At 40.6% G+C, this 24785-nt stretch carries 22 protein-coding genes; 2 read left to right on the forward strand and 20 right to left on the reverse strand.

Going from position 1 to position 24785, the window contains the following annotated elements; all coding sequences use genetic code 11:
* Positions 1 to 3 precede the first annotated feature (3 nt).
* The 5 genes from sucA to sdhC form a co-directional block, all read right to left on the reverse strand.
* Complete coding sequence (gene sucA / locus PSE83_RS19495; RefSeq protein ID WP_004256820.1) at positions 4 to 2817, reverse strand: 2-oxoglutarate dehydrogenase E1 component; 2814 nt, start codon at positions 2815 to 2817, stop codon at positions 4 to 6.
* A 498-nt stretch (positions 2818 to 3315) separates the two neighbouring features.
* Positions 3316 to 4032, reverse strand: coding sequence for a succinate dehydrogenase iron-sulfur subunit (locus PSE83_RS19500; RefSeq protein ID WP_004256824.1), 717 nt, complete (start codon positions 4030 to 4032; stop codon positions 3316 to 3318).
* Positions 4033 to 4067: 35 nt separating this feature from the next.
* A complete protein-coding gene (gene sdhA / locus PSE83_RS19505) occupies positions 4068 to 5834 on the reverse strand; it encodes a succinate dehydrogenase flavoprotein subunit (RefSeq protein ID WP_042848296.1) in 1767 nt (588 codons plus the stop codon).
* Positions 5835 to 6179 (reverse strand): succinate dehydrogenase membrane anchor subunit, encoded by a 345-nt coding sequence (sdhD, locus tag PSE83_RS19510; protein WP_004256832.1) that lies wholly within the window; start codon positions 6177 to 6179, stop codon positions 5835 to 5837. It abuts the gene before it with no gap.
* A complete protein-coding gene (gene sdhC / locus PSE83_RS19515) occupies positions 6173 to 6562 on the reverse strand; it encodes a succinate dehydrogenase cytochrome b556 subunit (protein WP_004256840.1) in 390 nt (129 codons plus the stop codon). The genes sdhD and sdhC overlap by 7 nt, the downstream gene beginning before the upstream one ends.
* Before the next feature lie 672 nt (positions 6563 to 7234).
* On the opposite strand from sdhC, the gene PSE83_RS19520 reads away from it, so the two are divergent.
* Positions 7235 to 8521: a citrate synthase gene (locus PSE83_RS19520; RefSeq protein WP_004256842.1), complete on the forward strand. Its 1287-nt coding sequence runs from the start codon at positions 7235 to 7237 to the stop codon at positions 8519 to 8521.
* An 85-nt stretch (positions 8522 to 8606) separates the two neighbouring features.
* On the opposite strand, the gene PSE83_RS19525 is transcribed toward PSE83_RS19520, so the two are convergent.
* Entirely contained in the window at positions 8607 to 9368 is a 762-nt protein-coding gene (locus PSE83_RS19525; protein WP_004256845.1) for an AraC family transcriptional regulator, read from the reverse strand.
* 130 nt (positions 9369 to 9498) lie between these two features.
* Between PSE83_RS19525 and PSE83_RS19530 the strand changes: the two genes are divergently transcribed.
* Complete coding sequence (locus PSE83_RS19530; protein ID WP_096865171.1) at positions 9499 to 10632, forward strand: multidrug effflux MFS transporter; 1134 nt, start codon at positions 9499 to 9501, stop codon at positions 10630 to 10632.
* 616 nt (positions 10633 to 11248) lie between these two features.
* On the opposite strand, the gene PSE83_RS19535 is transcribed toward PSE83_RS19530, so the two are convergent.
* The 14 genes from PSE83_RS19535 to tssD all read right to left on the reverse strand — a co-directional run.
* Positions 11249 to 12451, reverse strand: a complete 1203-nt coding sequence (locus tag PSE83_RS19535; protein WP_272661036.1) for a TPM domain-containing protein — start codon at positions 12449 to 12451, stop codon at positions 11249 to 11251.
* Complete coding sequence (locus PSE83_RS19540) at positions 12448 to 13044, reverse strand: LemA family protein (RefSeq protein WP_004256874.1); 597 nt, start codon at positions 13042 to 13044, stop codon at positions 12448 to 12450. Before PSE83_RS19540 ends, PSE83_RS19535 begins: the two co-directional genes overlap by 4 nt.
* Before the next feature lie 117 nt (positions 13045 to 13161).
* Entirely contained in the window at positions 13162 to 13431 is a 270-nt protein-coding gene (locus PSE83_RS19545; RefSeq protein ID WP_004256880.1) for a type VI secretion system PAAR protein, read from the reverse strand.
* 12 nt (positions 13432 to 13443) lie between these two features.
* Positions 13444 to 14445 carry a hypothetical protein gene (locus PSE83_RS19550; RefSeq protein ID WP_004256884.1) on the reverse strand — a complete coding sequence of 334 codons (1002 nt, stop codon included), beginning with the start codon at positions 14443 to 14445 and terminating at the stop codon, positions 13444 to 13446.
* An 11-nt stretch (positions 14446 to 14456) separates the two neighbouring features.
* Positions 14457 to 14924 (reverse strand): hypothetical protein, encoded by a 468-nt coding sequence (locus PSE83_RS19555; protein ID WP_004256890.1) that lies wholly within the window; start codon positions 14922 to 14924, stop codon positions 14457 to 14459.
* Between the two features lie 154 nt (positions 14925 to 15078).
* On the reverse strand, positions 15079 to 15867 hold the full coding sequence (locus PSE83_RS19560) for a hypothetical protein (RefSeq protein ID WP_004256893.1): 789 nt from the start codon (positions 15865 to 15867) through the stop codon (positions 15079 to 15081).
* 5 nt (positions 15868 to 15872) lie between these two features.
* Positions 15873 to 16622, reverse strand: a complete 750-nt coding sequence (locus tag PSE83_RS19565) for a hypothetical protein (RefSeq protein ID WP_004256898.1) — start codon at positions 16620 to 16622, stop codon at positions 15873 to 15875.
* Positions 16603 to 18477: a lipase family protein gene (locus PSE83_RS19570; RefSeq protein WP_004256902.1), complete on the reverse strand. Its 1875-nt coding sequence runs from the start codon at positions 18475 to 18477 to the stop codon at positions 16603 to 16605. The genes PSE83_RS19565 and PSE83_RS19570 overlap by 20 nt, the downstream gene beginning before the upstream one ends.
* Positions 18478 to 18558: 81 nt before the next feature.
* Positions 18559 to 19323 carry a hypothetical protein gene (locus tag PSE83_RS19575; RefSeq protein ID WP_004256906.1) on the reverse strand — a complete coding sequence of 255 codons (765 nt, stop codon included), beginning with the start codon at positions 19321 to 19323 and terminating at the stop codon, positions 18559 to 18561.
* A complete protein-coding gene (locus PSE83_RS19580; protein ID WP_004256910.1) occupies positions 19304 to 21250 on the reverse strand; it encodes a lipase family protein in 1947 nt (648 codons plus the stop codon). Before PSE83_RS19580 ends, PSE83_RS19575 begins: the two co-directional genes overlap by 20 nt.
* Positions 21234 to 22094, reverse strand: coding sequence for a DUF4123 domain-containing protein (locus PSE83_RS19585; protein WP_172767370.1), 861 nt, complete (start codon positions 22092 to 22094; stop codon positions 21234 to 21236). Before PSE83_RS19585 ends, PSE83_RS19580 begins: the two co-directional genes overlap by 17 nt.
* Positions 22094 to 24067, reverse strand: a complete 1974-nt coding sequence (locus tag PSE83_RS19590) for a type VI secretion system Vgr family protein (protein ID WP_004256915.1) — start codon at positions 24065 to 24067, stop codon at positions 22094 to 22096. Before PSE83_RS19590 ends, PSE83_RS19585 begins: the two co-directional genes overlap by 1 nt.
* A gap of 34 nt (positions 24068 to 24101) precedes the next feature.
* Positions 24102 to 24377, reverse strand: a complete 276-nt coding sequence (locus PSE83_RS19595) for a PAAR domain-containing protein (protein ID WP_004256916.1) — start codon at positions 24375 to 24377, stop codon at positions 24102 to 24104.
* 73 nt (positions 24378 to 24450) lie between these two features.
* A partial coding sequence (gene tssD / locus PSE83_RS19600; RefSeq protein WP_272661037.1) for a type VI secretion system tube protein TssD occupies positions 24451 to 24785 on the reverse strand: 335 nt, incomplete at its 5' end.

Below are 24785 nucleotides of genomic sequence, written 5' to 3' on the forward strand. Positions count from 1 at the left end.
TAATTATTCAATGTTCAAAGCGTCATTAACCAGGGCTTTTTGTTGTTCCTGGTGTACGGACGTATAGCCAACTGCTGGAGATGAAGAAGCAGCTCGACCTGCATAACGTAAAGTTGCCCCAGCTGGGATAGCTTCACGGAAATTATGTTGACTGCAATACCAAGCACCTTGGTTTAATGGCTCTTCTTGACACCATACAAAGTCTTTTACATCAGTAAATTGCGCCAACGCTTTTTGGATATCTTCGTGTGGGAACGGATATAGCTGTTCGATACGCACGATAGCAACGTCAGTTTGTTCATTTTTACGACGCTGTTCTAACAGATCGTAATAGACTTTCCCTGAACACAGAACGACGCGTTTCACATTTTTCGGATTGATTTCATCGATTTCACCGATAACTGGCTCAAATGTACCATTAGCCAATTCTTCCATGCTAGAAACCGCTAACGGGTGACGCAGCAGAGATTTTGGTGACATCACAATCAGAGGACGGCGCATGCCACGTAAGGCTTGGCGACGTAACATGTGATAAACCTGAGCTGGTGTTGATGGCACACACACTTGCATGTTTTGGTCAGCACACAGTTGCAGGTAACGTTCTAAACGTGCAGATGAGTGCTCTGGCCCCTGACCTTCATAACCATGAGGCAGTAGCATTACCAGACCACACATACGACCCCATTTTTGCTCACCAGAGCTAATGAATTGGTCGATAACCACTTGCGCACAGTTAGCGAAGTCACCGAATTGTGCTTCCCAAATAGTCAATGCGCGTGGTTCTGTCGTTGCATAACCATATTCGAATGCTAATACGGCGTTTTCAGTCAGAACAGAGTCCCAAACATTAAAAACACCTTGCCCGTTATGGATATTCTGCAGTGGGACGTAAACTGAACCATTCGTTTGATTGTGAATAACTGCATGGCGATGGAAGAATGTACCACGGCCCGCATCTTCACCCGATAAACGTACAGGAACACCTTCATCAACCAATGTTGCGTACGCTAAAGTTTCAGCGGCGCCCCAGTCGAGAAGTTTTTCACCTTTCGCCATTTCGGCACGGTCTGCATAGATTTTCTCAACACGAGATTGCGCAACCACGCCTTCTGGAATAGTACTGACTTTAGTTGCCAGTTCAGTTAGGCGTTTAATATCAACGGTTGATTTGTATGATGCATCCCATTCATGGTTTAAATATGGAGCCCATGTGTATGAGTTCAGACCCATTTCACGGTATTCTTCAACCACACAGTTACCCGCATCTAACGCATCACGATACAGATTAACCATTTCAGTGACATCATTAGCACTTAACACATTTTCTGCAATTAAACGGTCTGCATAAATTTTACGTGGTGTTGGGTGCTGTTTGATTTTTTGATACATCACTGGCTGAGTTGCACTTGGCTCATCCGCTTCGTTATGCCCATGACGGCGATAGCATACTAAATCAATCATAACATCGCGTTTGAACGTGTTACGGAAATCCAGTGCCAAACGTGTTACAAATGCCACTGCTTCAGGGTCATCTGCATTCACGTGGAAAATTGGCGCCTGCACCATTTTAACGATGTCAGTACAGTATTCGGTTGAACGTGTATCTTTTGGATTTGAAGTAGTGAAACCAATTTGGTTATTAATTACGATACGTACAGTACCGCCAACTTCATAACCACGTGCTTGAGACATATTTAATGTTTCTTGCACAACGCCTTGGCCAGTTACTGCTGAGTCACCATGAATGGTAATTGGCAGAACCATATTGCTGCGGCCTTCATCCAGACGGTCACGACGAGCACGTACTGAACCAATAACTACAGGGCTAACAATCTCAAGGTGAGATGGGTTAAATGCTAATGCTAAGTGAACACGAGAACCTGCGGTTTCAAAATCAGAGGAGAAACCTTGGTGATACTTAACGTCACCCGCACTAGAGTGGTCTTTATGTTTCCCCGCGAACTCATCAAATAATTCGCCAGGTTTTTTACCTAAGATATTAACTAGAACGTTTAAACGACCACGGTGAGCCATACCCAAAACAACTTCACGGGTATCTTGCTTGCCTGCGTGGTGGATTAAATCTTTCAGCATTGGGATTAGTGAATCACCACCTTCCAATGAGAAACGCTTGGCACCTGGGAATTTAGCCCCAATGTAACGCTCAAGCCCTTCAGCTGCCGTTAATTCTGCTAAGAAGCGTTTTTTCTCTTCTACTGAGAAAATTTTAGATACGTCTACAGATTCAAGACGCTGCTGAATCCAACGTTTTTCTTCTGTATTTGTGATATGCATATATTCAGCACCGATAGAACCGCAATAAATACGTTTCAGGTGCTCATATAGCTCACTCAGCTTCATGGTTTCTTTGCCAATAGCAAATGAACCCACATTGAAGGTTTCGTTGAAGTCTTCTTTCGTCAGGTTGTGGAATGCTGGGTCTAAATCTGGAACAGATTCACGTTTCCAAAGACCTAACGGGTCAAGATTCGCATTTTGGTGCCCGCGGAAGCGGAACGCATTGATTAATTGCAAAACTTTGACTTGTTTTGCGTCGATAGCTGGATCGCTAACAGAGGTGTGATAACGTGTAGAGTCTTTTGCTAAGCGACGGAAGTAATCGCGCGCTTGGGAGTGGAATTGTTCACCGCTAGTACCTAATGCCGCACCAGGTAGTTGATCAAAAATTGCTTTCCACTCGGCATCGACAGAGTTAGGGTCAGTCAGATAATCTTCATAGAGCTGTTCTATATAAGTCTGGTTCGCGCCTGCCAGAAAGCTTGAATCCAGCCAGTCCTTCATTACGCCGTTCTGCATTGTGATCCCTTAAGCTTTTAAAGCTTTAGTTTTCGCCGTGGTTAACTAATCGCCGCATTTAAGCGACCTCGATAAAGGTTCTCTTGGACGTGCTTTATGCATGTTCTCTCTTTGGGAGGCCCTTTATCAGTAAGGGTTTCCCTTTTAAGGAACCTTTAAAAACTGGCTGCGGTTTTTAAAGGCCCCTATGCTTGGGCTGTCGTCTTCATCTTTTTTTGCAGTTGGCTATTTTTTCTACTTTTTGCTGTTACTTTCTTTGCTTTCACTTTTTTACGCTTTTGTAATGACAACGTTTTAATAAGTACTACTTTTTATGGGTGACAATGTTACTTTCTGACGCTCTTTGTTGGTATTTCGTTTTCGCGCTTTTGTGAGCTTCCGCGCATTTAAATCATGTCATTGTTTTTACTTTACGCGTTTCTTTTAACTTATGTTTTTATTTTGTGCTATTTCATTTTAACCCACAGCACCTGAGCACTGCGGGTTAAATATGCATCATTAAGCACTATGTTTTAGTAACATAGATTTAATATGACCGATAGCTTTCGTTGGATTTAGTCCTTTAGGGCATACATTGACACAATTCATGATGCTATGACAGCGGAAGACACTAAAAGCGTCGTTCAGATCATCTAATCGCGAATCGGTTTCTGTATCACGGCTATCAATTAAGAAGCGATACGCCGCCAGCAAGCCTGCAGGCCCGATAAACTTGTCCGGATTCCACCAGAAAGATGGGCAAGAAGTCGAACAACATGCACACAAAATACACTCATATAAACCATCGAGTTTTTCACGTTGTGCAGGAGTTTGTAAATTCTCACGCGCCGGTGGGTTCTTATTATCATTAATAAGATATGGACGAATTTTTTCATATTGGGTATAGAATTGTGTCATATCGATAATCAGGTCACGTACAACAGGCAGACCTGGTAATGGACGAATGACAATTTTCTTCCCACCACGGATTAACGCGGATAATGGCGTAATACATGCCAACCCGTTTTTACCGTTCATGTTCAGACCATCAGAACCACATACCCCTTCACGACAAGAACGACGGAAGGATAATGTTGGGTCTTGCTCTTTAATTTGGATTAACGCATCCAGCAACATCATGTCACGCCCTTCAGGAACTTCTAGCGTGTAATCTTGCATACGTGGTGCGTTGTCCACATCAGGATTGTAGCGATAAATCGAAAATTGTAATTTCATAGTTTATTTCTCCGCAACTGGATTAACACCACGCATTAGTAGGTACGAATTTTCGGTGGGAAGGCTTCACGCAGTTTTGGCTGCATGTTGACTTCACGACGCGTCATCGTTTCAGATTGCGGTAAATATAATGAGTGACATAACCAATTCGCATCATCTCGCTCTGGGTAGTCAAAGCGGCTATGCGCACCACGGCTTTCTGTACGGAAGTTTGCAGCTTGTGCCGTTGCATAAGCCGTTTCCATCAGGTTATCCAGTTCTAAACATTCGATACGCTGAGTATTAAACTCAGTCGAGGTATCATCAAGACGTGCATTTTGCAGGCGCTCACGAATCACTTTCAGCTCTTCTAAACCTTTCGCCATGGCATCACCTTCACGGAATACCGAGAAGTTATGCTGCATACAGGTTTGCAGTGCTTTACGGATTTCAGTTGGGTCTTCACCAGTACGTGCACCTTCCCAACGGTTAAAACGAGTCATCGCTGCATCGATATCAGATTCAGACGCATCACGCATTGAACCTTGTTCCATGATTGACTCTTTCAAATGCAGACCCGCTGAACGACCAAATACCACTAAGTCGAGGAGTGAGTTACCGCCTAATCGGTTAGCGCCGTGTACTGATACACAGGCAATTTCGCCGACTGCAAACAAGCCAGGAATGACTTCATCTTCACCTTTTTCGTTATAACGAATGGCTTGGCCTGTAACTTTAGTCGGAATACCGCCCATCATGTAGTGGCAAGTAGGAATTACTGGGATTGGCTCTTTGATTGGGTCAACGTGAGCAAAGGTACGAGATAACTCAAGAATACCCGGTAAACGAGATTCCAGAACTTCTTTTCCTAAGTGATCCAATTTCAGTTTAGCATGTGGACCCCATGGGCCATCGCAACCACGACCTTCACGAATTTCAATCATGATAGAACGCGCAACAACGTCACGCCCCGCAAGGTCTTTCGCATTCGGCGCATAACGTTCCATGAAACGCTCACCGTCTTTGTTCAGCAAGTAACCACCTTCACCACGGCAGCCTTCAGTAACGAGAACACCCGCACCTGCGATACCCGTTGGGTGGAACTGCCACATTTCCATATCTTGTAGTGGAACACCTGCACGAGCAGCCATCCCCACACCATCACCTGTATTGATGTGTGCGTTAGTGGTTGATTGGTAAATACGCCCAGCACCACCGGTTGCTAAAATAGTTGCTTTCGCTTTGAAATAAACTAATTCGCCTGTTTCCATACAAATTGCAGTACAACCTACAACATCGCCATCTTGGTTTTTAACTAAATCAAGGGCATACCATTCAGAAAAAATGGTCGTGTGGTTCTTTAAGTTCTGCTGATACAAGGTATGTAACAGTGCGTGGCCAGTACGGTCAGCCGCAGCCGCAGTACGTGCAGCTTGCTCACCACCGAAGTTTTTAGACTGACCACCAAATGGACGTTGATAAATACTTCCGTCATCAAGGCGAGAGAATGGCAACCCCATATGCTCTAATTCAAGGATAGCCTCTGGCCCTGTTTTACACATGTATTCAATAGCGTCTTGGTCACCGATGTAGTCGGAACCTTTCACGGTATCGTACATGTGCCATTCCCAGTTATCAGGGTGAGTATTACCTAACGCAACAGTAATACCGCCTTGCGCTGAAACAGTATGAGAACGGGTTGGAAAGACTTTTGACAGCAGAGCACATGACAGACCCAACTGTGAAATTTGCAGTGCAGCACGCATACCTGCGCCACCAGCACCGATAACGATAGCGTCAAACTCTCTGATTGGCAGATTCATTTATGCACCCCACACAACAATTGTTCCGTAAATTAAATAAGCCAACAGACCTACAACGATAGCCAGTTGCAACACTAAACGAATTGCTAAAGGCTTAACGTAGTCAGTCAGCACTTGCCACATGCCAATCCACGCATGGACAAGAATCGAGAACAACGTGAGGATAGTGAATACTTTCGTCACAGAAGAGGCGAAAAAACCACGCCAGACGTCATAGGTAATGTCATTAATAGCAACAAAACCAACAATGTAGAGTACATAGAGCGCGATGACAATCGCAGAACCACGGATTAATAGCCAGTCCTGGATACCAGTACGGCCTAAAGCTGAAGCATTACTTACCATACTAAAACCCCCGCCAGAATTGCTAAAATCACGGTAATGACAAATGTAATTTTTGCAGATGAGTTACCAGCAGCAAGCGTTTCATCAACACAACCGAAATCCATTAGCATATGACGAATACCACCACAGATGTGGTAAGCCAAAGCCGTCAAGATGCCCCAAAGAATGAACTTAGCAAAAAAGCCAGTCATTATTTCAGACGCGTATTGAAAACCTTCTGGAGAGGAGAGAGATGTCCCTAACAACCAAAGCAGAATACCAACTGCGATGAGAGTAATGACGCCAGAGACACGGTGCAAGATCGAAGATATTGCAGTGATCGGGAAGTGAATCGTCTGCAAATCAAGGTTGACAGGTCTTTGTTTTTTCACAATTTTGCCCACACAGCTCTTTATTATTTTCCATCCTCCGGACCTGGGGTGGAAATCAGACAGCGACAGGGGGTACAAAATGCAACTTAACACAAACTCTAATCCATCATGTTTAAATAAAGTTGCATACTGATCACGCTGGGAACTCCTACTACAGGGTAATCCGGAGACCTGCCGCTAGTATAAAGTCTTCACAATGCCATTACAATTCCCACACAAAATGTTTGGAGACATTTAGCCCGAACAGTGAGAAGGATCACGATTTAAACATTTTGTATAAATGTGCTTATCTTATTTGACAATGATTCAACATTTATCTTACATATAGGTCTGGCAGAATTATCTTAACGGTGCTGTTGACACTTCATCGTAAAAGAAAAAAACGTGAATATTGCAATGTTAAATACTCTTCAATTTGAACTATGATGGGTATTAATAACAAAAGTTATGAAAGTTGTTCCTCTTACCACAAATAATGATATTGTAGGGAAAACAACAAAAAGAACATAACATCTACACACTCATAAACAACCTAACTACATTGTCATCGGTCTCAGATTTCAGGTTTTATGTGATAGCTAGCTGATTTCCAAAGCATACCGGTAGAACAATGCACGAAGACGCAGTATAACGCTGAGCTTCTGGGTTGTTGGGTGTCGATTATCAAGCGCTAAGGAGACCGTAATGGCTGATAACAAAGCTAAGCTAACGACTGGTAGTAAGGGTGATATTGACCTAGATATTTTAAGCCCAACGATTGGTCAAGACGTTATCGATGTCCGAACTTTAGGTTCTAAAGGGTTCTTTACCTACGACCCTGGTTTTACTTCTACTGCATCCTGTGAATCAAAAATCACCTATATCGATGGTGAGCAAGGCATTCTGTTACACCGTGGTTTCCCTATCGATCAACTCGCTACTGAAGCCTCTTATCTCGAAGTTTGTTATATCCTGCTATACGGTGAAGCACCGACTCAAGAACAATATGACGTATTTAAAAATACGGTGACTCGCCACACCATGATCCATGAGCAAATTACTCGCATGCTTAATGGTTTCCGCCGTGACTCACACCCAATGGCTGTATTATGTGGTGTTACAGGCGCACTAGCTGCCTTCTATCACGATGCATTAGACGTGAATAACCCACGCCACCGTGAAATTACGGCTTATCGTCTGCTATCAAAAATGCCAACAGTTGCAGCGATGTGTTACAAATATTCAATTGGCCAACCTTTTGTTTATCCACGTAATGACCTGTCATACGCGGGTAATTTCTTGCACATGATGTTCTCTACACCATGTGAAGAATACACAGTTAATCCTGTTTTAGAACGCGCAATGGATCGTATTTTGATTCTGCACGCTGACCATGAACAAAACGCCTCAACATCGACAGTTCGTACTGCGGGTTCATCTGGCGCAAACCCATTTGCTTGTATCGCAGCGGGTATCGCTTCACTGTGGGGGCCTGCTCACGGTGGAGCTAACGAAGCTTGCTTACGTATGTTGGAAGAAATCCAAACTGTTGAGCACATCCCTGCATTTATCGAGCGCGCTAAAGACAAAAATGACTCTTTCCGCTTAATGGGCTTCGGTCACCGTGTTTATAAAAACCATGACCCACGTGCAACCGTAATGCGTGAAACTTGCCATGAAGTTCTAAATGAACTTGGCTTGAATGACAGCTTGCTGGAAGTCGCTATGGAGCTGGAACGTATCGCATTAAACGACCCGTATTTCATTGAGAAAAAACTGTACCCGAACGTTGACTTCTATTCAGGTATCATCTTGAAAGCAATGGGTATTCCATCTTCAATGTTTACTGTTATTTTTGCCATTGCACGTACCATTGGCTGGATTGCACATTGGAATGAAATGCACGATGACGGCCTGAAAATTGCACGTCCTCGCCAGCTATATACCGGCTATGACAAACGTGAATTCAACTCTGAATTATCAAAAAAATAATATTTAATTAAATCTGAACCCCTACATATGCTAAGGCCTCGAATTTTCGGGGCTTTTTCATGTTTGTTTACCAAAGTCATTTAGCTTACTGCTGCTGATATTCCCTTGGGGTCATCCCACTCATTTTACGGAAAAAACTAATAAACGCACTATCACTTGTTAAGCCAAGTTCTTGAGTAATATAATGATATGGCTTTTCTTGTGCGAGTAATTCAATGGCTTTAATATAACGCCACTGTTGGCGCCATGCTTGATAACTCATTCCTGTTTCTTTAAAAAAAATCCGTGTAATCGTCTTCTCACTCGCACCGATAGTTTGCGCTAATTGGTTTAAATTCGGTGGTAATTGTTCGATATCAACCCCTTTAAAGCGCCTATCTTGCGGTAGTGCTAACAGTGTTGGTTCTAAAGCAGCACTCTGTAATTCATCAATAAATACCGGTAATAAGTTGGCCAAACGCCCCTGCTGCCAATCACTATCAAACGGAGCAATAGCAATACGTTCTAGCACTTCCCTTAGCAATGGTGAAATATTTAAAATAACCACATCGTTCCCGATTTCTTTGGCATATTCTTCTGATAAATAAACCGAACGATATCCCACTGATGCCCTCATTTGCGCCCGATGAAGAACAAATGGTGGGATCCAAGCCATTCTACCAGGGGGAAGCAAAGACAGGCGATTTTCCAGTGAAATCCGTATACACCCTTGTTGTGTAAACAAAAGCTGTCCCATTTCATGTTTATGAAAACCTGAGTCATGCTGCCCCAATTTTGCTGCAATTCCCAATACTGGGGCATGGTACCAGTGAGTTTGAAATTCATCTGTTTGATTTAACCAAGCCATAATGTCTCTTTTTTGATATTTATAGTCTTTATTATTGTAATAAGACAATAAAAATAACACTAAACTGCCTGCTATTAAATCGTTGTATCCGATTAGACCCTTTATTTTTAGTAGATTGGCAGGAAAAAGTATGAAACATCCTCTCTCATTATGGCTTGCTGTTGCCTTAATGATGTTTCCTCAAATTGTGGAAACCATATACAGCCCCGCTCTCACTGATATCGCCAGTGCTTTCTCAGTAAATGCGGAACAAGCTTCACAAACACTGTCGCTTTATTTCTTTGCTTTTGCATTAGGCGTGGTGTTTTGGGGACGAATGTGTGACACCTTAGGGCGCCGCCCGACTATTTTGGCGGGTTTATTGATTTATGGTATTGCCTCTGTTGGCGCGTTATTTGTCACACATTTTTATTTATTATTATTAATGAGAATGTTGTCAGCATTTGGCGCTGCCGTAGGTTCAATTGGCACACAAACTGCCATGCGCGATAGCTACCAAGGCCATGAATTAGCGAAAGTTTTTTCTATTATGGGAGTTGCTTTAGCAATTAGCCCCGCTTTGGGAATGTTATCTGGTGCTGGGTTAGCCAATTTTGGTGGCTATCGTGCCGTTTTTATCGGCTTAGCGATTTTAGCAGCGGTGCTTTTTCTCTGGTCCGCCTGTCGTTTACCTGAGACCAAGCCTGAAAACGTGACGCAAGTCTCATTTATTGAGACATTTTTACGCATGATTGCAGATAAAGAAATTATTAGAAATGTGATCTTGATTGCATTTTTCAACATTAATTTATTTAGCTATTATCAGCTGGCACCTTTCAGTTTTGAACAATTAATGCTCACTCAACAACAGTTTGGATTAACTGGGATATTATTAGCGCTTGGGGTCGGTTTAGGTTCAATATCAAATCGCTATTTATTGGCTAAAAAACACACATCTGAACAACTTGTTAAGCTATCAAGTATCATTTCTTTAGTTAGTGGCTGCTTAGTTTTTGCTCTAATGGATTCTATTTGGTTTGTTTTACCAGTTATTGGTGTCGTTATTGGTTACGGAATTGCGATCCCGAACATACTTGCCCATGCATTAAACCGTTATGGTGAGCAAAAAGGCACCGCCGGAGCAATTTTAGGTTTATTTTACTACATCGGACTCGCCATCGGTCTAATGGTCGCTGGTTGGAGCCAACACTTAGGTTTAGTACTAACTATTTCGGGTTTGGTGTTGGTTTTTGCGTCACTAAGGTGGAGTAGCCAAGTACACTAAATAGATTTAGAGAAGCCCTTTTAGGTAGCTGTACAGCTCAAAAATTAGCCAGGCAATTATTAAAAATATTTCTGCCTGGCTATTACGGCTAAGCTCACCAGTATAATATGCTTTATTATAGACCCATATACTTATTTTTCTTTGTTAAAGTATGGAACATATTTATCTAAATATTTTGGAGGGCTACTGCCTTGTTCATTATACGAGTCATAAATGCTTTTGTTATAATTAATTGCATCCTGAAATGCATACATTTTAGATGAGTGTCTATCCATAAAACCCCAAAGTGTATAAAAAGCCATAAAGAGTAACACGATAAAAAATGGGATCGTATTGGTTAGTTGACTATTACGCTGTGGTAAGTTATCACTCAATGCTGTTTATTGACCGCATCTAAAAAATACCAGTTTTTGAAGCTCCAACGGATCATCGTAGCGATGACCTTCCTCATCAATGGAGGTATTCAAAATTTACTGAAATACATGACAAGATTATTGGTACTCTTACTGAAAGGGAACATTAATTTAACCAAATCAATACATTTAATACACGACCAGCTAGGTGGGATTCACCTGACGCTTACTTATAAACCTAAATCAAGACCTTAGTAGACACTTTACCAATGCCCCGAAGCACCGCCACCACCGCTAGAACCGCCTCCCCCACCGCTTGATGAACTTGACGAACTTGATGAACTTGATGAACTTGATGAACTTGATGAACTTGATGAACTTGATGAACTTGATGAGCTGAAATCGTGACTGGAAGTAAAATTAGAAGCGTGTTTATGGGATGTGTTTACTGAATATGAAGGTTGATAAAAAGGTGAACCAAATCGACTGAACTCACAAATCGCTTTCCATTCTTTTCTCTGCTGTCGATAAATCGGAAATAAGATATTGATGCCAATAAACAACACGGTTAATGAAATAAGGTTAAAGAATAATGATAACACCACCATCAGTAATAAGATAAAAGGGTTAACAATACCACTAAGAATTATTTGTGTATAAAAAATGACAACGACTGAACAAAACACTACAGGGAAATACAGCGAAAATGATGTTGGAAAATAGAATGAGTAATTCAGATAATTTTTTAACCGTTTTAGCTGATTTGCACCTATCTTATATCCTCGCTTTTCTGAATTTTTCTTTTTTTTACCTGACTGCGCTATCACTTGATTAATTTTTCTTTTTAATTTTTTCGTTGAAAATACAAGCTGAAAACAATAAATTAGCCCTAATATTATCACATAAATTAAAATAAAATGTGTTTGTAATATTTTAAGAGGAATAAGATCTGTCAAAGAATTCGTTGAGCTTATTGGTCTATCATTAGCTACATGAATGGCATTTATAATCCCTTGCTCAATACCCGTATAATAGTTTTCTGCTCTAAAATACGGCAACATATTTTTTCGAATAATTCTCCCAGCAAGAACATCGGTAAATGTCCCCTCATAGCCGTACCCGACTTCAAAGCGAACACTGCGGTCATTTATTGCCACAACAAGCAGTAATCCATTATCAAGCCCCTTTTTACCTATCCCCCATTGATTAAAAACACGATTTGCGAAAGTTTCGATATTTTCACTCCCAGTAGTCGGAACGATATAAACAACAAATTGTGAACCATCATTCCGATTATTTTCAAAGTTAATCAATAAATTATTTAGCGTTTTGAATTGCTGCGCCGTTAATAAATTTGCACGATCAATGACCCTATCTATTTTTAATGGGGGTGTATTATTCACTGATGCGCTCGCAATAGCACTAAATAAAAGCAAGGAAAATAAAAATAAAATATTACGTATCATGAGTTAAAATCCACCATTGGTGTTCTTTTGATTTCATGCCCATTCTCAACGTTAAAATTAATTTTTTTATCATACCCCATAGATTCCGCAATTAAGTTATAGGGGAATTGCCTAATTTGAGTATTATAATGGCGTACCGCCTCTATATACCGCCCTCTCGCAACTGAAATACGATTTTCAGCTCCCTCCAACTGTACCATCAGGTCTTGATAGAGTGAGTTTGCTTTCAATTCAGGGTAATTTTCTGAAATGACTAACAGACGTGATAGAGATTGCCCTAAATTATCTTGAGCTTTTTGATAGCTCGCAGAAATTTCAGGATCATCAAACACGCGACCATCCACATTAATTTTCCCGACAGACGCTCTCGCCTTTACAATTTCTTGTAACACATTGCTTTCATGACTTGAATATCCCTTAACTGTACTGACCAGATTAGGGATCAAATCAAATCGACGCTGATATTGGTTTAATAATTCTGACGCTGCCGCAGAGACTAACTCATCATTTTTTTGGATTGTATTGTAAGAATTAACTAACAGAGTAAAAATTACAACCATCACTAATACCAAACCTATCGCTAACTTGCGCATTAAATATCCTTATATTAACCACTTAATGTTAATATTGACTATCTGGTGTAACACTAATTTCTTTACTATCATCAATCCTAGCGAACTCAATTATTATCTGTCAGAACATCGTATTTTCTAACCAATTTTTACCGTTGAATTACCAATTAATACGCCACCGCAACTTACTGTATCACCTGTTCTGGCCGCAGGCTTGCCATCAATAAATACACTACTTGATCCACCAACGATAGTTCTTGAATGCCCACCGTGAGGCGCTAACGCATCTCCTTGCCGAGCAACCGCTTTACCATCGACTTTTACCGTTGGTGAACCTGTAATCACATGGGTAGGGCCATGTTTTCCATGGCCTGTATCAGAATCACCAATAAGGATAATGTTTGGCATAATAGTACCCGACTATATAACTGGAATGAATTTTCCATTAACAAATGAAAAGATAGGAGAAAAGCTATATAATAATTCTTCACCCTTATTATTTAAATAAATCATAGTTATTGGTGAGTATGAAAAATCTTCTTTATATATCATCTTTACCATTTTCCGATCATTCATTACAACAGGTATAAAGTTATCCCAGGTAATTTCTATCATTTTTGATGATTGGTCTCGTACCCTCTCAGTTATACTATAAGATTCAAATATTTTTTCTTCTGTAGAATTTGATGATAAAGCCCAAGCTTCATTTGCATGATAATTTAACTTGCGAATTTTAGAAATATCTTTTTCATTAAAAGCATCCCACAATTCTTGATATGCAAGCTTTAATTCTGGTAATTTACTTTCATCAAAATCATCTGACTTAATCCATATCCAGTCTGGTATGTTTTTAAGTTCTATATTCTTTTTAAATTTAGTTAATTTAACGTTTTTAGGATACTCAAAATCCCCAATAACATTTCTAATTTTGTTAAATAATACTTCCTCTGTATTCTTAGACAAAGAAAAAATCACATCAACACTAGTATCAACTTTATTATTAACGTATACCTGAGGAACACCATCCTTGCCTATTAATATATTTACATCTGTAATTTTTTGGTTCTCATTGGTTATACTATTAGTCTGATATATATTAATATTACAAAATGCATTTTTATTAAAGAAATGAGAGTCATTATTTGTTTTATTGGGTTCAAACCATGATAATGGTGCTACTTCAATCTCAATTGTATTCATACCATTTTTGGCCAAAATTTGGACATTAGTATTTGTAGATACTATTCCTTCATCAACAAAAGTTTGCCTTCTATTATCAAAACTCGATACTCCATTCACCTTAAAATCACAAAATATATAAGCGACATCAATGCTCGCTCTAACTGTATAGTTATTACCCTGCGCATGAACCATGTTAACCCCTCCTAAAACAAATAAAATAAATAATATAATATTTTTCATATTTACACACCCTAGTATTTAAGCTTAAATCCTGGATTTGCCCCAGGAGGAATAACAGTTTTAATATGCTGACGTTCTCTCTTAGGAACTTGTTTTATTGCACCAATTAAATTAAATCTTAAATCTGAATCCTCTCTCTTCAAAGGATCTGCGAGAGCGTAAAACTCATAGTTTTTAGGTTTAGCTGAATATTGTTTTCTAACTCTTGATTGGCCTCTAGTTTCCTTTTTTATATCAGCTGACAACCCTAACCCTAGAACAATACCATCATGGCAAACAACTAGGTCAATTCCATTTTTATGAGATTCAAGTTCAATTGATGCAGCTGTTTTTAATTCTAATTCAAAATTAAAAGATGCTGTCATGAAAAATACATTCGCTTCTGCATGGGCTTTGATGCCGCCACTAATTGTAATTTTAAAATTATTATCTCCATCAATACAAAACTCAGTACTATTACTACCTGATAATTGAGCCATTCCAATGAAACAATTAATTTCACAGGATAAAACTAGATCAATATTAAATTCAGCGCTAACGGCTTGGCCTTCTCTTTTTTCAACGCATCTTGCAAAGTGTTCACTAACTTTTTGGTCAGAACACCTCCATAGCTTGCGGCAATTTGCAATACATCTATTTTAATTTCGCCGATATAGTTTCAGATATCTCGATCAGTTTGTTGTATTCAGGAAAAAGCCATCTGGTTTTTTCTTGTTCTCCGTTAGGGTAAATAAAGGTTGCTATTGAATTTTTATCTTTAGGTCCAACATTATAAGTTTTCATGTCTGATTTATAATCAATATTAACATTGATATTCTTTGTGTTTTTTACTTTATAGGTCATGGTTTCGTATTTTGCGATTAGCCAGAATGACTTCTCGTGACCACCAATAAAATCTTCTGTAATTAAAGGGAATAATGTTAATGTTTCATTAAAATCCCCAGATTTTTTTTCATAACCACCATCAAATGTAGCGGGGGAGTTATTATCCAACACAAAGGTGATTTCTGTGCCTAAACTATCTGATATCAATGGATCGATTTTTGATGGCTCCTTGAGTTTTATTTCAAATTTAATATTACTGAGTTTCCAATCGCATTGACCGCCACCTGATTCAGGAATAGTCGTTTCTACTTGGTTTGATTGCACGATTTTCAATGGATAGCTGGCTCGATGAAATCCTGGGATAGTATACGTTTCCATGATTGAGTTTCGACGTTCTTTACGACAAACCTCAGAACGATAAGTGGCTAAAATGGGTAAGGCCTCTAATTCGTTAGGCACAGTAGCTGTAAAATGAATATTTTCTCCGTCTAATGGGGGTGAAAACGTACTATTATTGGCTGCACAGCCATGTAAAAACAAACTCAGAAAACTGAGGCTTAATATAATGAGTAACCACATCTGCTTGCAATAATTCATACAAATTAGTCCAAATACTCAGAGTAGGAAGTATATTCTTTTTTATTGCTATTTTTTATAATTTCATCAAAGCTAACAAACTTACTATATACTTCAGACCCACCGTGCTTAGTACTTCCATTAGGAAAAATAATTTCATTTTTATTCGATACAATTGTTTTTAAATCATGATCAACATTATAATTAAAATATATTTCTCCATTTTTTTTATTTGAAATTTCCCTAGCATCCCTCTTTGATAACGAATAATGAATAGTATCTTTACCCTTAGTCTTAGTTATTATTGGAGCCATGGTTATAAAATATTTAATTTTAGATTTCTCATTATCAATTACAGGAATTCTAATATAGGTTATTGATGAACTTTCACTTACCACTGAAATTGGGGCTAATTCTATTTCTATTAACTCCCAATTACACCACCCCCCACCATTAATGGGTAAAAAAGAAGCTGATTTTTTATTATCAATATCGTCTACACTTTCTATCACAACTTCTTTTTTTATCGGTGAGTACGAAACTTTTGTGTAGGCGGCATTAAAGTGTGAACGTTCACACTTAGTCGAAGCATACGTTCCTCTAACTATAACCTTTGTTTCTGGCGTTACATCTGCATAAATGGAAATTTTATTCCCATCATTTTTTGTATTAAGCGGAAATTGACCATCAAGAAAATTATCCAAAATCTCACCACAGCCTGTTAATAAGAAAAACGAGGTTGCAACGATAACGAACTTAATAGATGTTATTTGCATATTTGAACCTCTCCAATGAGTGAGCCCCTTCTGACTGTAACAAAGTTGGGAGTAACGTATCTGCAACCATTAAATCTAAATCAAGTAAATAACTGGATTCATCGTATTCTGATTTTGATATCCCCTTTTGTTTTATCAACTCAGCTCGAATTTCATAAGCAGAATCTGTTAATACTTCATCTTTAAGCAAATTTATCAGCCTATATATGATAAAATTCGCATAGTTAACACTTGAGTGGTCAAGCGCCCCAAGTAAGTCTGGAGAAGCTTTCTTCGGCAGCCGATACAGTTCAAAAAACTCTTGCTTAAGCCTATGATCTTCCAATAACTCGGAGACAAGGTATAACTTTTCTTCAGTTTTTATAGGGATAATATTACCATGCCCGCCGTACGAGTACCTTGAAAACGTTTTTTTATAAAAATGTACCGCATCTCCATGATGAACAAACTTATCGTTCTTTGCACTGAGTCGTTTCTTTTGATAATCAATCGCTTTACTAGATAGCCCTTCTGTTTTCCAATCTGCATATGTTAATGCTATTTCAATGGAATACCCTAACCAATCACTATCTTCTTTAAATGCAAAATTGTTCATATCCTTTTCAAAAGGAAGGGCTGGTACTGCATCATTTTCATTTACATGACGGTGGTGAATTATATCTTTTAATTGTTCTGCAACTGAAATCGTGAGCACCCTAGGCATTCCAACAGTATATAACACTGGGTTATAATTTTTTAATTGAACCGCATGCAATAACGCCAATGCGCCCCCTAGACTGTGCCCTGCAATGAATAATTTTCGATTTGAAGCTAAATTGTCTATAAAAGCTAATATATTTCCCCCATCTACATCGCTACTATCTGAATTCATATCTTTTCTTAGCAAATAAGAATTATCCATTGTTTTAAACGAATTATAAAATCCCGAGTGAACATAACCTTGAACCCCCATGTCATCTTGTAGCTTTACAGGTTTGAATCTCATATCGGTAAATACATCATTCATACTTGCCGTTCCCCGCCAAACAACGATCATCTCTTGACTATTGGCAATATAAAACAATTGGGTATCTAAATTCTTCCCAGAATCAATAAATTCGATTTCAGTGTATCTATCCTTAAATGGCACATCATAAACCACTGGTGTGAAAGAATTCATTTCAAATTGAGTAGGGATTTTGGATAAATCAAAAAATTGATTCAAGAAAACATCTTCAATGGAACCAATGTAGTTGCCTGAATCGGGCTCTTTATCATTATTTGATGTTAAACTCGCATAGGACAATACCGATAATATACTCAAATTACACGCATTAGTAATCGAATAATCTTTTTGATGGTGCAGCATGAATGACCATGCCCTAAATGGGCACACTTCAAACACCCAACGTTCATTACGAAACATTACACGATACCCATTCGGATTTTGTGTTTTAAAATGGTGTTTCGGTAATTCAGGCTCATTCCAATTCAATATGTTAGGCTTAGAATCACATAAATCACCCACCGTAACATATCGATAATTATCCTTTCGTTGAATCGCTTCATGGTGGGGTTTAGAGCGCCCATCCCTACGCACCCTTAAGGGGCGTGTTTCCATTTCATCCACAAGAGATTGAGCATCAATAGAGAAACGCCCCACCGTAGGGGGTAAATTCTCTTCTCTTGCAATACCGTTATGGTCTGTTCTCCCCGTTCGGGTAGCACCTCTCGACACCTCCAGAGTATAAGGCATATTGACTATTGGCTTATTTAACTCATCCACTAACACAATTTCAATCCATGCTTGATGCTTAGAACAATCTGCACAATAGGGGGCATTATAGAAATAGAGCGGCTTTACCGCGATGCTCACGCCAACGGCGTGCTTATGTTCTTTAAGTCAAAACACCCCATAACGTCTTCTTATGGGAACTTGAAAATGTACGTCCTATTTTTATTTAGACGGCATAGACTCTGATATCTTGAGCAGTTTTTTGTATTGAGGTCTAACTTCACCATAAACGATATCTCCATTCGGGTAAGTCATAAATGGTCTATTATTATTAAGCCTGCCTGTCCAAACTGAAAGGTATTGTTTTTTATAATTAACATTTATATTAACTCGCTTGGCATTGGTTATTTTATATGTTAAAGGATCATTTTTCCCTATGAGATAAAATGTCCCTTCATATCCATCTAAATAATTTTTTGTTAAAAGAGGGAAAAAAAGTAACGTTTCGTTAAAATCTCCTGATTTTTTTTCATAGCCACCATCAAATGTGGCTGGCGAGTTATTGTCTAATACAAAGCTAACTTTTTTACCTAAATTATCTGATATTAAAGGATCAATTTTTGACGGATCTTTGAGTGTGACTTCAAAAACAAAATTGCTGAGTTTCCAATCACATTTTCCTCCCCCAGATTTCGGAATATCCGCATCTACTTGATTCGAGGCATTCATCGTTAACGGATATTGCTCGCGATGATATCCCGGGACCGTGTAAACCTCCATATTGGAGGTTCGGTTTTCTTTGCGGCAGACTTCAGAACGATATACCGCATAAATTGGCGATGATACTAATTCTTGGGGGATAGTTGCTGTAAAGTGAATACGTTCCCCATCGGTTGGGGGTAAAAATGACTGATTTTGCGCACACCCTTGTAGAGTAATGATACTGAGCAATGCCGCTAATCCAGTTCTATGACACAGGTAGTTCATGAGTCTCTTCCTTATAACGTTCTAGCGCATCTTTTAAACGGGAATTTTGGTTTATTTGCTGGGTAACACCCTTGGTAAGTTTACTTTCAAGGGAAATAAATGTGGTATTGCGTTCGGCATTTAATTTGTAAGCGTCTTGATGATGCGTGAGCGCTTCAAATCGTTGTTTTGATGCGACGTGTTTGGGGGTTTTCTCAGGAGAAACAGTAAAGAGTAACTGATTATTGATAATCGCTTGATATTGACTCCCCATAAAATGATCTAGCGGCATGGTGATAATCGTGTCTAGATTGGGGTTATTACGCTGAGGAAATGTATCATCTAATCGTTGTTTATCAATGCCTAACGATTGTACCAGTCCGGTTTGTTCTTTCTGTAATTTATCATTTAATACGTTCGCTATATTTGGCACGAGATAAAATTTATATTCGCCATTCATGCGCCAGCGTTTTTTCCCGACAGTCACGCCAGTGTGCGTGTATTGTATTTCTTCACCAATTTGTCGGGCTTTAAAGAGACTGACTGGATTACCTTGGTGAGAATACACTTCACCAAAATCCGGTAGGCTTTTTTGCAATGGAACGGTGGGAAGGGTGGCGACCGTCCAGAGTACGCCTAATGTGGTCCCTAATCCGCCGCCTATTTCGAAGAGCCAACTGTCCATATTGGTATCAAACGGTACGCTGGTGACCGAGTCAGCGTCGTTGACGTGGCGGTAATGATTGAGTGAACTAAGTGATTTAGCCCCGCTGATGGTGAACACGCGAGGCATCCCGTAGGTGTAAAGCAGAGGATTGTTTTTTCTTAACTCAGAACTATGCAGCAAAGCTAGTGCTCCACCTAAACTATGACCGCAAATATATAATTTTTTATTATCAACATCTTGTGATAAGTCTTTAATTTTATTTGTATTTTCTTTAAAATACTTTTCAACACATTGATAGGCTTCTAAAAAACCACGATGGACGTTAGATTTTCCTTCGGGGATTAATGTGGTTGGGCAAGGGATCGGTTGATACGTCGTATCGGTGAGAACACTCCGCAAACTGGCTGTTCCTCGCCATGCGACAATGATTTGAGTCTCATTTTCCACAAAAAAGAGTTTTGTATCATGATCGCCTTTTTGGTGATTTTCCGATTGAGTGACATCTAAAAATATCACTGGACGATAACGTTGGTTAAAGGGCACATCCGTCACAATAGCGGGGTAATCGTGACTGTCTTTAATCACAGGGGATTGAGACAAATCAAAACACTGCTGATAGAAAAAGGACGTGGTGGTATCCGGTGTGTTGATAAAATCCCGCATGTCTTCGGTTTTATCAGGATCAACCATGACCTCGTTTTTATACACAAGCAATGACATTAACCCTAAATTATAAGCATTGACCATGTCATACTCTGGGGTGTGATTGAGAATTAACGACCAGGCTCTAAATGGACAGACTTCTATCACATGACGTTGGTTAAAATCTTCGCCCATCAACTTCAATCCGTTGAATTCATTTTCTTTCGGAAAATGATAATACGGCAGCCCAAAACGAGCGGATTCCCATTTATCGATATCCGGGGCTTTATCGCATAATTCCCCGATAACCGCATACCGATAAGAATAGCCTTGTAATAGTGCATCCGGTTTGACGGTCGAGTGAGCCTCCCCTCGAAGGGTTCTCAGTGGGCGTTTTTCCATTTCATCGGTGAGTTTTTGAGACTCAATGGTCAATGTCGCCACCGTACGAGGTAAGTCTTCTTGCCTCAAATACCCTTGTGCATCAGTAACACCTTTTCTAATGACACCGTTGCGGACTTTTAAAGTGTACGCCATTTCTGCTAACGGTTGGTTAAATTCATCAACCAGCACGCATTCAATCCATGCCTTGCGCTTAGAACAATCTGCACAATAGGGGTCATTATACTGATACGGCATTGGTACTCCTTGTCATGTCGGGTAAATAGCCTTTTTCATCAAGGTAACGCAAAAACAAATCATCAAAGAGGTGAGCAGTGTCTAAGCGCTTTTGTTGGCACTCGTCCATCCATTCACGGATAAGCGCAATTAAACGCCCCTCTGGCTCATCTAACGGGTCAGCTAAGGTCGGATGGTTTTCCCAAAATTGAATATAAAAATTATCAATCACATTAATATACGCCTGCTCTGAATTTCGCCAGACCTTAATCAACGCTTCACTGAGAATATAATCAGCAGGGCTAATGAACGGCTCCGCATATGGGGGGCGCGAATAAATGGTATTTGTCTCCCCACACTCAATAAAGCAATCCTCAATCGGCATCATCAAAAGTGACCAATCCCCTCTATCCAAATTGGGTAAAAGCGTACGCGCAATACGCGCATCAAAGAAGCGAAAAATGATTTTATCCTCACCCATCAAGGCAAATTGGTATTTTTGCCAGTGGGTAATTTGGGTACGCCAATCCAATTGACTTTGATACGCCCAGCCCCAACTGGGGTCGCTGAAAGGCTCACTGTCTAACATTTTACCGAGGTGAAATAATTGTGACCGCTTGACTTTCACGAGCCATGGGCTCACCTCGACCAAATGTGCTAATGCCGTTCCGTGGTAAATCGGGAAGGCTTCCTCAATCCAATCATGGGCATAAAACCGTTTAACCGGATTGGGGTCTGATAGGGTATTAATCAAAAAATACACATCATTTTGTGGGGTAGCCGTTAACCAGGATAACCAGGTTAAGCATGGGGTCGAAATTGATGTTTGTGTGAGCATATGCTGTTGTATAAGTGTCTGTGGCATTACTCATCCTCACTCGGCTTCACGGTTAATCCCCCCGCTTGCTGCGCTGCCATGGCACAGTATTTTTTGACGGGGTACGGTGGCAGTTCAAACGGTGCGACGCCTTCTGGCAATTCCAAAGCAACTGGGGCGCCACTGCCTGCACTGCCACCACCGACCACCATATCGCTAGAAGTAAATATCGTGCCGGGGGTAATACGAATAAAACTGCCCCCCACTTTCAATGTGATTTCCGTATTCGCTTCCAGAACGATTTTCCCGCCACTGACTAAATGGGTTTGTTGACTACTTTCATGCACCGTTTTCCCGTCAACTTGTGTCTGCTGGTCACCTTCGATATGCAAAGAGGCATTGCCTGTAATATTTTCTTTTTGGCTGCCTTTAAGGACTAAGTGCTCATTGCCCGCAATTTCTGTAAATCGGTCATTATCAATACGATGTTTAGCGTCATGCTGAACATGCCAATGCGTATCGTGTTCAATGTGCACATTCATGTCGCGCTGGGCATGGAAATAAATTTCCTCTTGGCCGGCTCTGTCTTCAAAACGTAACTCGTTAAAACCATCCCCTTTGTGGGTTTTGGTTTTAAACGTAGTGCGGGTCATCTCATCAGGGAGATTTAACGGCGGTGCATTGCGCCCATTATAAGTACATCCCGTGATAATCGGCCTATCAATATCCCCATTTAGATAGCTGACAAGCACTTCCTGACCGATTCTGGGTATCGCCATAAACCCATATCCATCCCCATTCCAACCTTGTGCGACACGTACCCAGCAAGAGCTGCTTAAATCAGGTTCACGATATCGGTCCCAGTGAAAATAGATTTTCACTGCCCCGTCTTTGTTCGTGTAAATTTCTTCCCCATCCGGCCCAACCACCGTCGCCAATTCATCACCATCTGCGGTGGGTTTATGAATAAACGGCGGGCGCCAATCTAGCTCACTCGGAATAAAAGTCAGTTGATTGGATAAAGTCGTACCTTCGCCACCACTGTTATCTGCTAAAGGTTGGACTCCGTGATGAGAAACCGACACCACTTGCCAAGGGCGGTTCATATCAAGGCTCGGGTGGGATGACAACGAGAAAATTTTACCCGGCATCAAAGCAAAGCAGTTAGTGGTCGCACTACCTACACAACGGTATTGCTGACTCCCTTCATGACGAAGTGCCGTAAAGCGGTCTGCATCCTCTTGGGTTTGAAAACGTCCATAACTTTCGTAAAAGGGGTGCTGGCCATGGATATCCCCTTTTATTTCATGTTCTAATGGGTAAGAGGGGCGCTCAGGATTGTAATCCTTATAGAGGGTTTTGCCCGATAGCAACGACTCGCGATAGCGCCAGTGATACGCCGTATGGTCATGGGTATCGGTATCGTATTGGGGGTTATACACCAAATCAATTCCCGCAGTCACCCCTAAATGAGAATCGCTGTAAAACAGCTGAGGCTCTCGTCCTGTATCCTCAAACCAAAAACTAATCCCTTCCTCAGCGGCTAAGCGACAAAAAAATTGGTAATTGGATTCACGTTTCTGCGTGATGTAATCGCGTTGTGGGTAAGGCGTTTTTGCGTAAAACTTGCAACTTGCTTTAATGTGCGATTCTGACAATAACTGTTGAAGCAAATCCGGCACGGTCATCCGACGAAAAATGCGACTATTTTGCCCTAATGACATGACCCAAATTTCAGGGCGAATAACAAAATGATACCACGTTCGATTACCGTCCGTATTTTGTTGCTCTGCGCTGGCTAATAACCCGCGTACAGTGCGTACTGGTTTACCATTACGCGTCACAGTTAATGAACAAGCAAACCCCAACATGTCATCAAACGGAATGGAAGGAAGCGCACTGACGGCAGTGAGCGATAAGGTGAACAACTCTGACAAGTGCTCTGTCAGTTGAAACTCAGTCACCGCAAACGTATCGGGTGGCACACCTTTAAATTGACAGGTAAAAACCAATCCATCCATACCGAAATACCTTTATAAATTCAACAGAAAAAACTCAACACACCAAGCGATTTGCCCCGTAGGGACATCCACATTGCACAATCGAACCTTCAACGGCAACACGACGTCCGTGCAATATCATGCTTTCCTCTCCCGTTACCAACGTCCCCTCTTTTTTACAGTGTGGGCAACGTGTGGTTTTATCACCGACCCGTAATACACGAGTGCCATCATTGGTAACCGTTGAGATACTGGCTAGGCAAGTTGCCCCTGTGGTCGTTTTGTCTTGATGTAACCCGACTTTTTTTCCTTGCACGGTGGTTCTTGCCATGCAAACCCTCCCACGTAAAATGCGCGAGCCACACAAAAGTCATCACTCACGCATTAGAATAGGCGATTATCAATTACGCTTCGAGCGGCGCACGCCAATCATCGGCACCTGATGTGCCTGCAACAGTGTGCTCCCAGTCTACTTTACGGTAAGACAGAGACACTTCGATAAGCTGCGTAAAATCCGCTTTCGCCGGGTCTTGGCAGTGTGGCATCTGGCAGTCGATATTGACGATGGTTGCATCGGTCAGGGTAGTGGTGAAGAAATGCTCTTGCTTCCCTTCAACCGATGTGCGGTACCATTTCAGTTCCACTTTCGGCAACATTTCACCGGAGGCTAAGGCGTTATACAGCAGCGGAACCGCTTTATTTAACGCCACGGTAAAACGGAACGGTTTGTGCGCACGTT

This window comes from Providencia sp. PROV150 (genome assembly GCF_028481025.1).
In the GTDB taxonomy this organism is placed as follows: Bacteria; Pseudomonadota; Gammaproteobacteria; order Enterobacterales; family Enterobacteriaceae; genus Providencia; species Providencia hangzhouensis.

What these genes read in the sequence shown, in the direction of transcription:
- PSE83_RS19565 (WP_004256898.1), bottom strand. Translation starts at nt 16,622, where the DNA reads ATGCAAATAACATCTATTAAGTTCGTTATCGTTGCAACCTCGTTTTTC.
- PSE83_RS19555 (WP_004256890.1), bottom strand. Translation starts at nt 14,924, where the DNA reads ATGGCTCAATTATCAGGTAGTAATAGTACTGAGTTTTGTATTGATGGA.
- PSE83_RS19525 (WP_004256845.1), bottom strand. Translation starts at nt 9,368, where the DNA reads ATGGCTTGGTTAAATCAAACAGATGAATTTCAAACTCACTGGTACCAT.
- PSE83_RS19560 (WP_004256893.1), bottom strand. Translation starts at nt 15,867, where the DNA reads ATGAATTATTGCAAGCAGATGTGGTTACTCATTATATTAAGCCTCAGT.
- PSE83_RS19580 (WP_004256910.1), bottom strand. Translation starts at nt 21,250, where the DNA reads ATGCCGTATCAGTATAATGACCCCTATTGTGCAGATTGTTCTAAGCGC.
- PSE83_RS19585 (WP_172767370.1), bottom strand. Translation starts at nt 22,094, where the DNA reads ATGCCACAGACACTTATACAACAGCATATGCTCACACAAACATCAATT.
- PSE83_RS19595 (WP_004256916.1), bottom strand. Translation starts at nt 24,377, where the DNA reads ATGGCAAGAACCACCGTGCAAGGAAAAAAAGTCGGGTTACATCAAGAC.
- PSE83_RS19540 (WP_004256874.1), bottom strand. Translation starts at nt 13,044, where the DNA reads ATGCGCAAGTTAGCGATAGGTTTGGTATTAGTGATGGTTGTAATTTTT.
- sdhD (WP_004256832.1), bottom strand. Translation starts at nt 6,179, where the DNA reads ATGGTAAGTAATGCTTCAGCTTTAGGCCGTACTGGTATCCAGGACTGG.
- sdhA (WP_042848296.1), bottom strand. Translation starts at nt 5,834, where the DNA reads ATGAATCTGCCAATCAGAGAGTTTGACGCTATCGTTATCGGTGCTGGT.
- PSE83_RS19575 (WP_004256906.1), bottom strand. Translation starts at nt 19,323, where the DNA reads ATGAACTACCTGTGTCATAGAACTGGATTAGCGGCATTGCTCAGTATC.
- PSE83_RS19500 (WP_004256824.1), bottom strand. Translation starts at nt 4,032, where the DNA reads ATGAAATTACAATTTTCGATTTATCGCTACAATCCTGATGTGGACAAC.
- PSE83_RS19520 (WP_004256842.1), top strand. Translation starts at nt 7,235, where the DNA reads ATGGCTGATAACAAAGCTAAGCTAACGACTGGTAGTAAGGGTGATATT.
- PSE83_RS19545 (WP_004256880.1), bottom strand. Translation starts at nt 13,431, where the DNA reads ATGCCAAACATTATCCTTATTGGTGATTCTGATACAGGCCATGGAAAA.
- PSE83_RS19590 (WP_004256915.1), bottom strand. Translation starts at nt 24,067, where the DNA reads ATGGATGGATTGGTTTTTACCTGTCAATTTAAAGGTGTGCCACCCGAT.
- PSE83_RS19535 (WP_272661036.1), bottom strand. Translation starts at nt 12,451, where the DNA reads ATGATACGTAATATTTTATTTTTATTTTCCTTGCTTTTATTTAGTGCT.
- PSE83_RS19550 (WP_004256884.1), bottom strand. Translation starts at nt 14,445, where the DNA reads ATGAAAAATATTATATTATTTATTTTATTTGTTTTAGGAGGGGTTAAC.
- sucA (WP_004256820.1), bottom strand. Translation starts at nt 2,817, where the DNA reads ATGCAGAACGGCGTAATGAAGGACTGGCTGGATTCAAGCTTTCTGGCA.
- PSE83_RS19530 (WP_096865171.1), top strand. Translation starts at nt 9,499, where the DNA reads ATGAAACATCCTCTCTCATTATGGCTTGCTGTTGCCTTAATGATGTTT.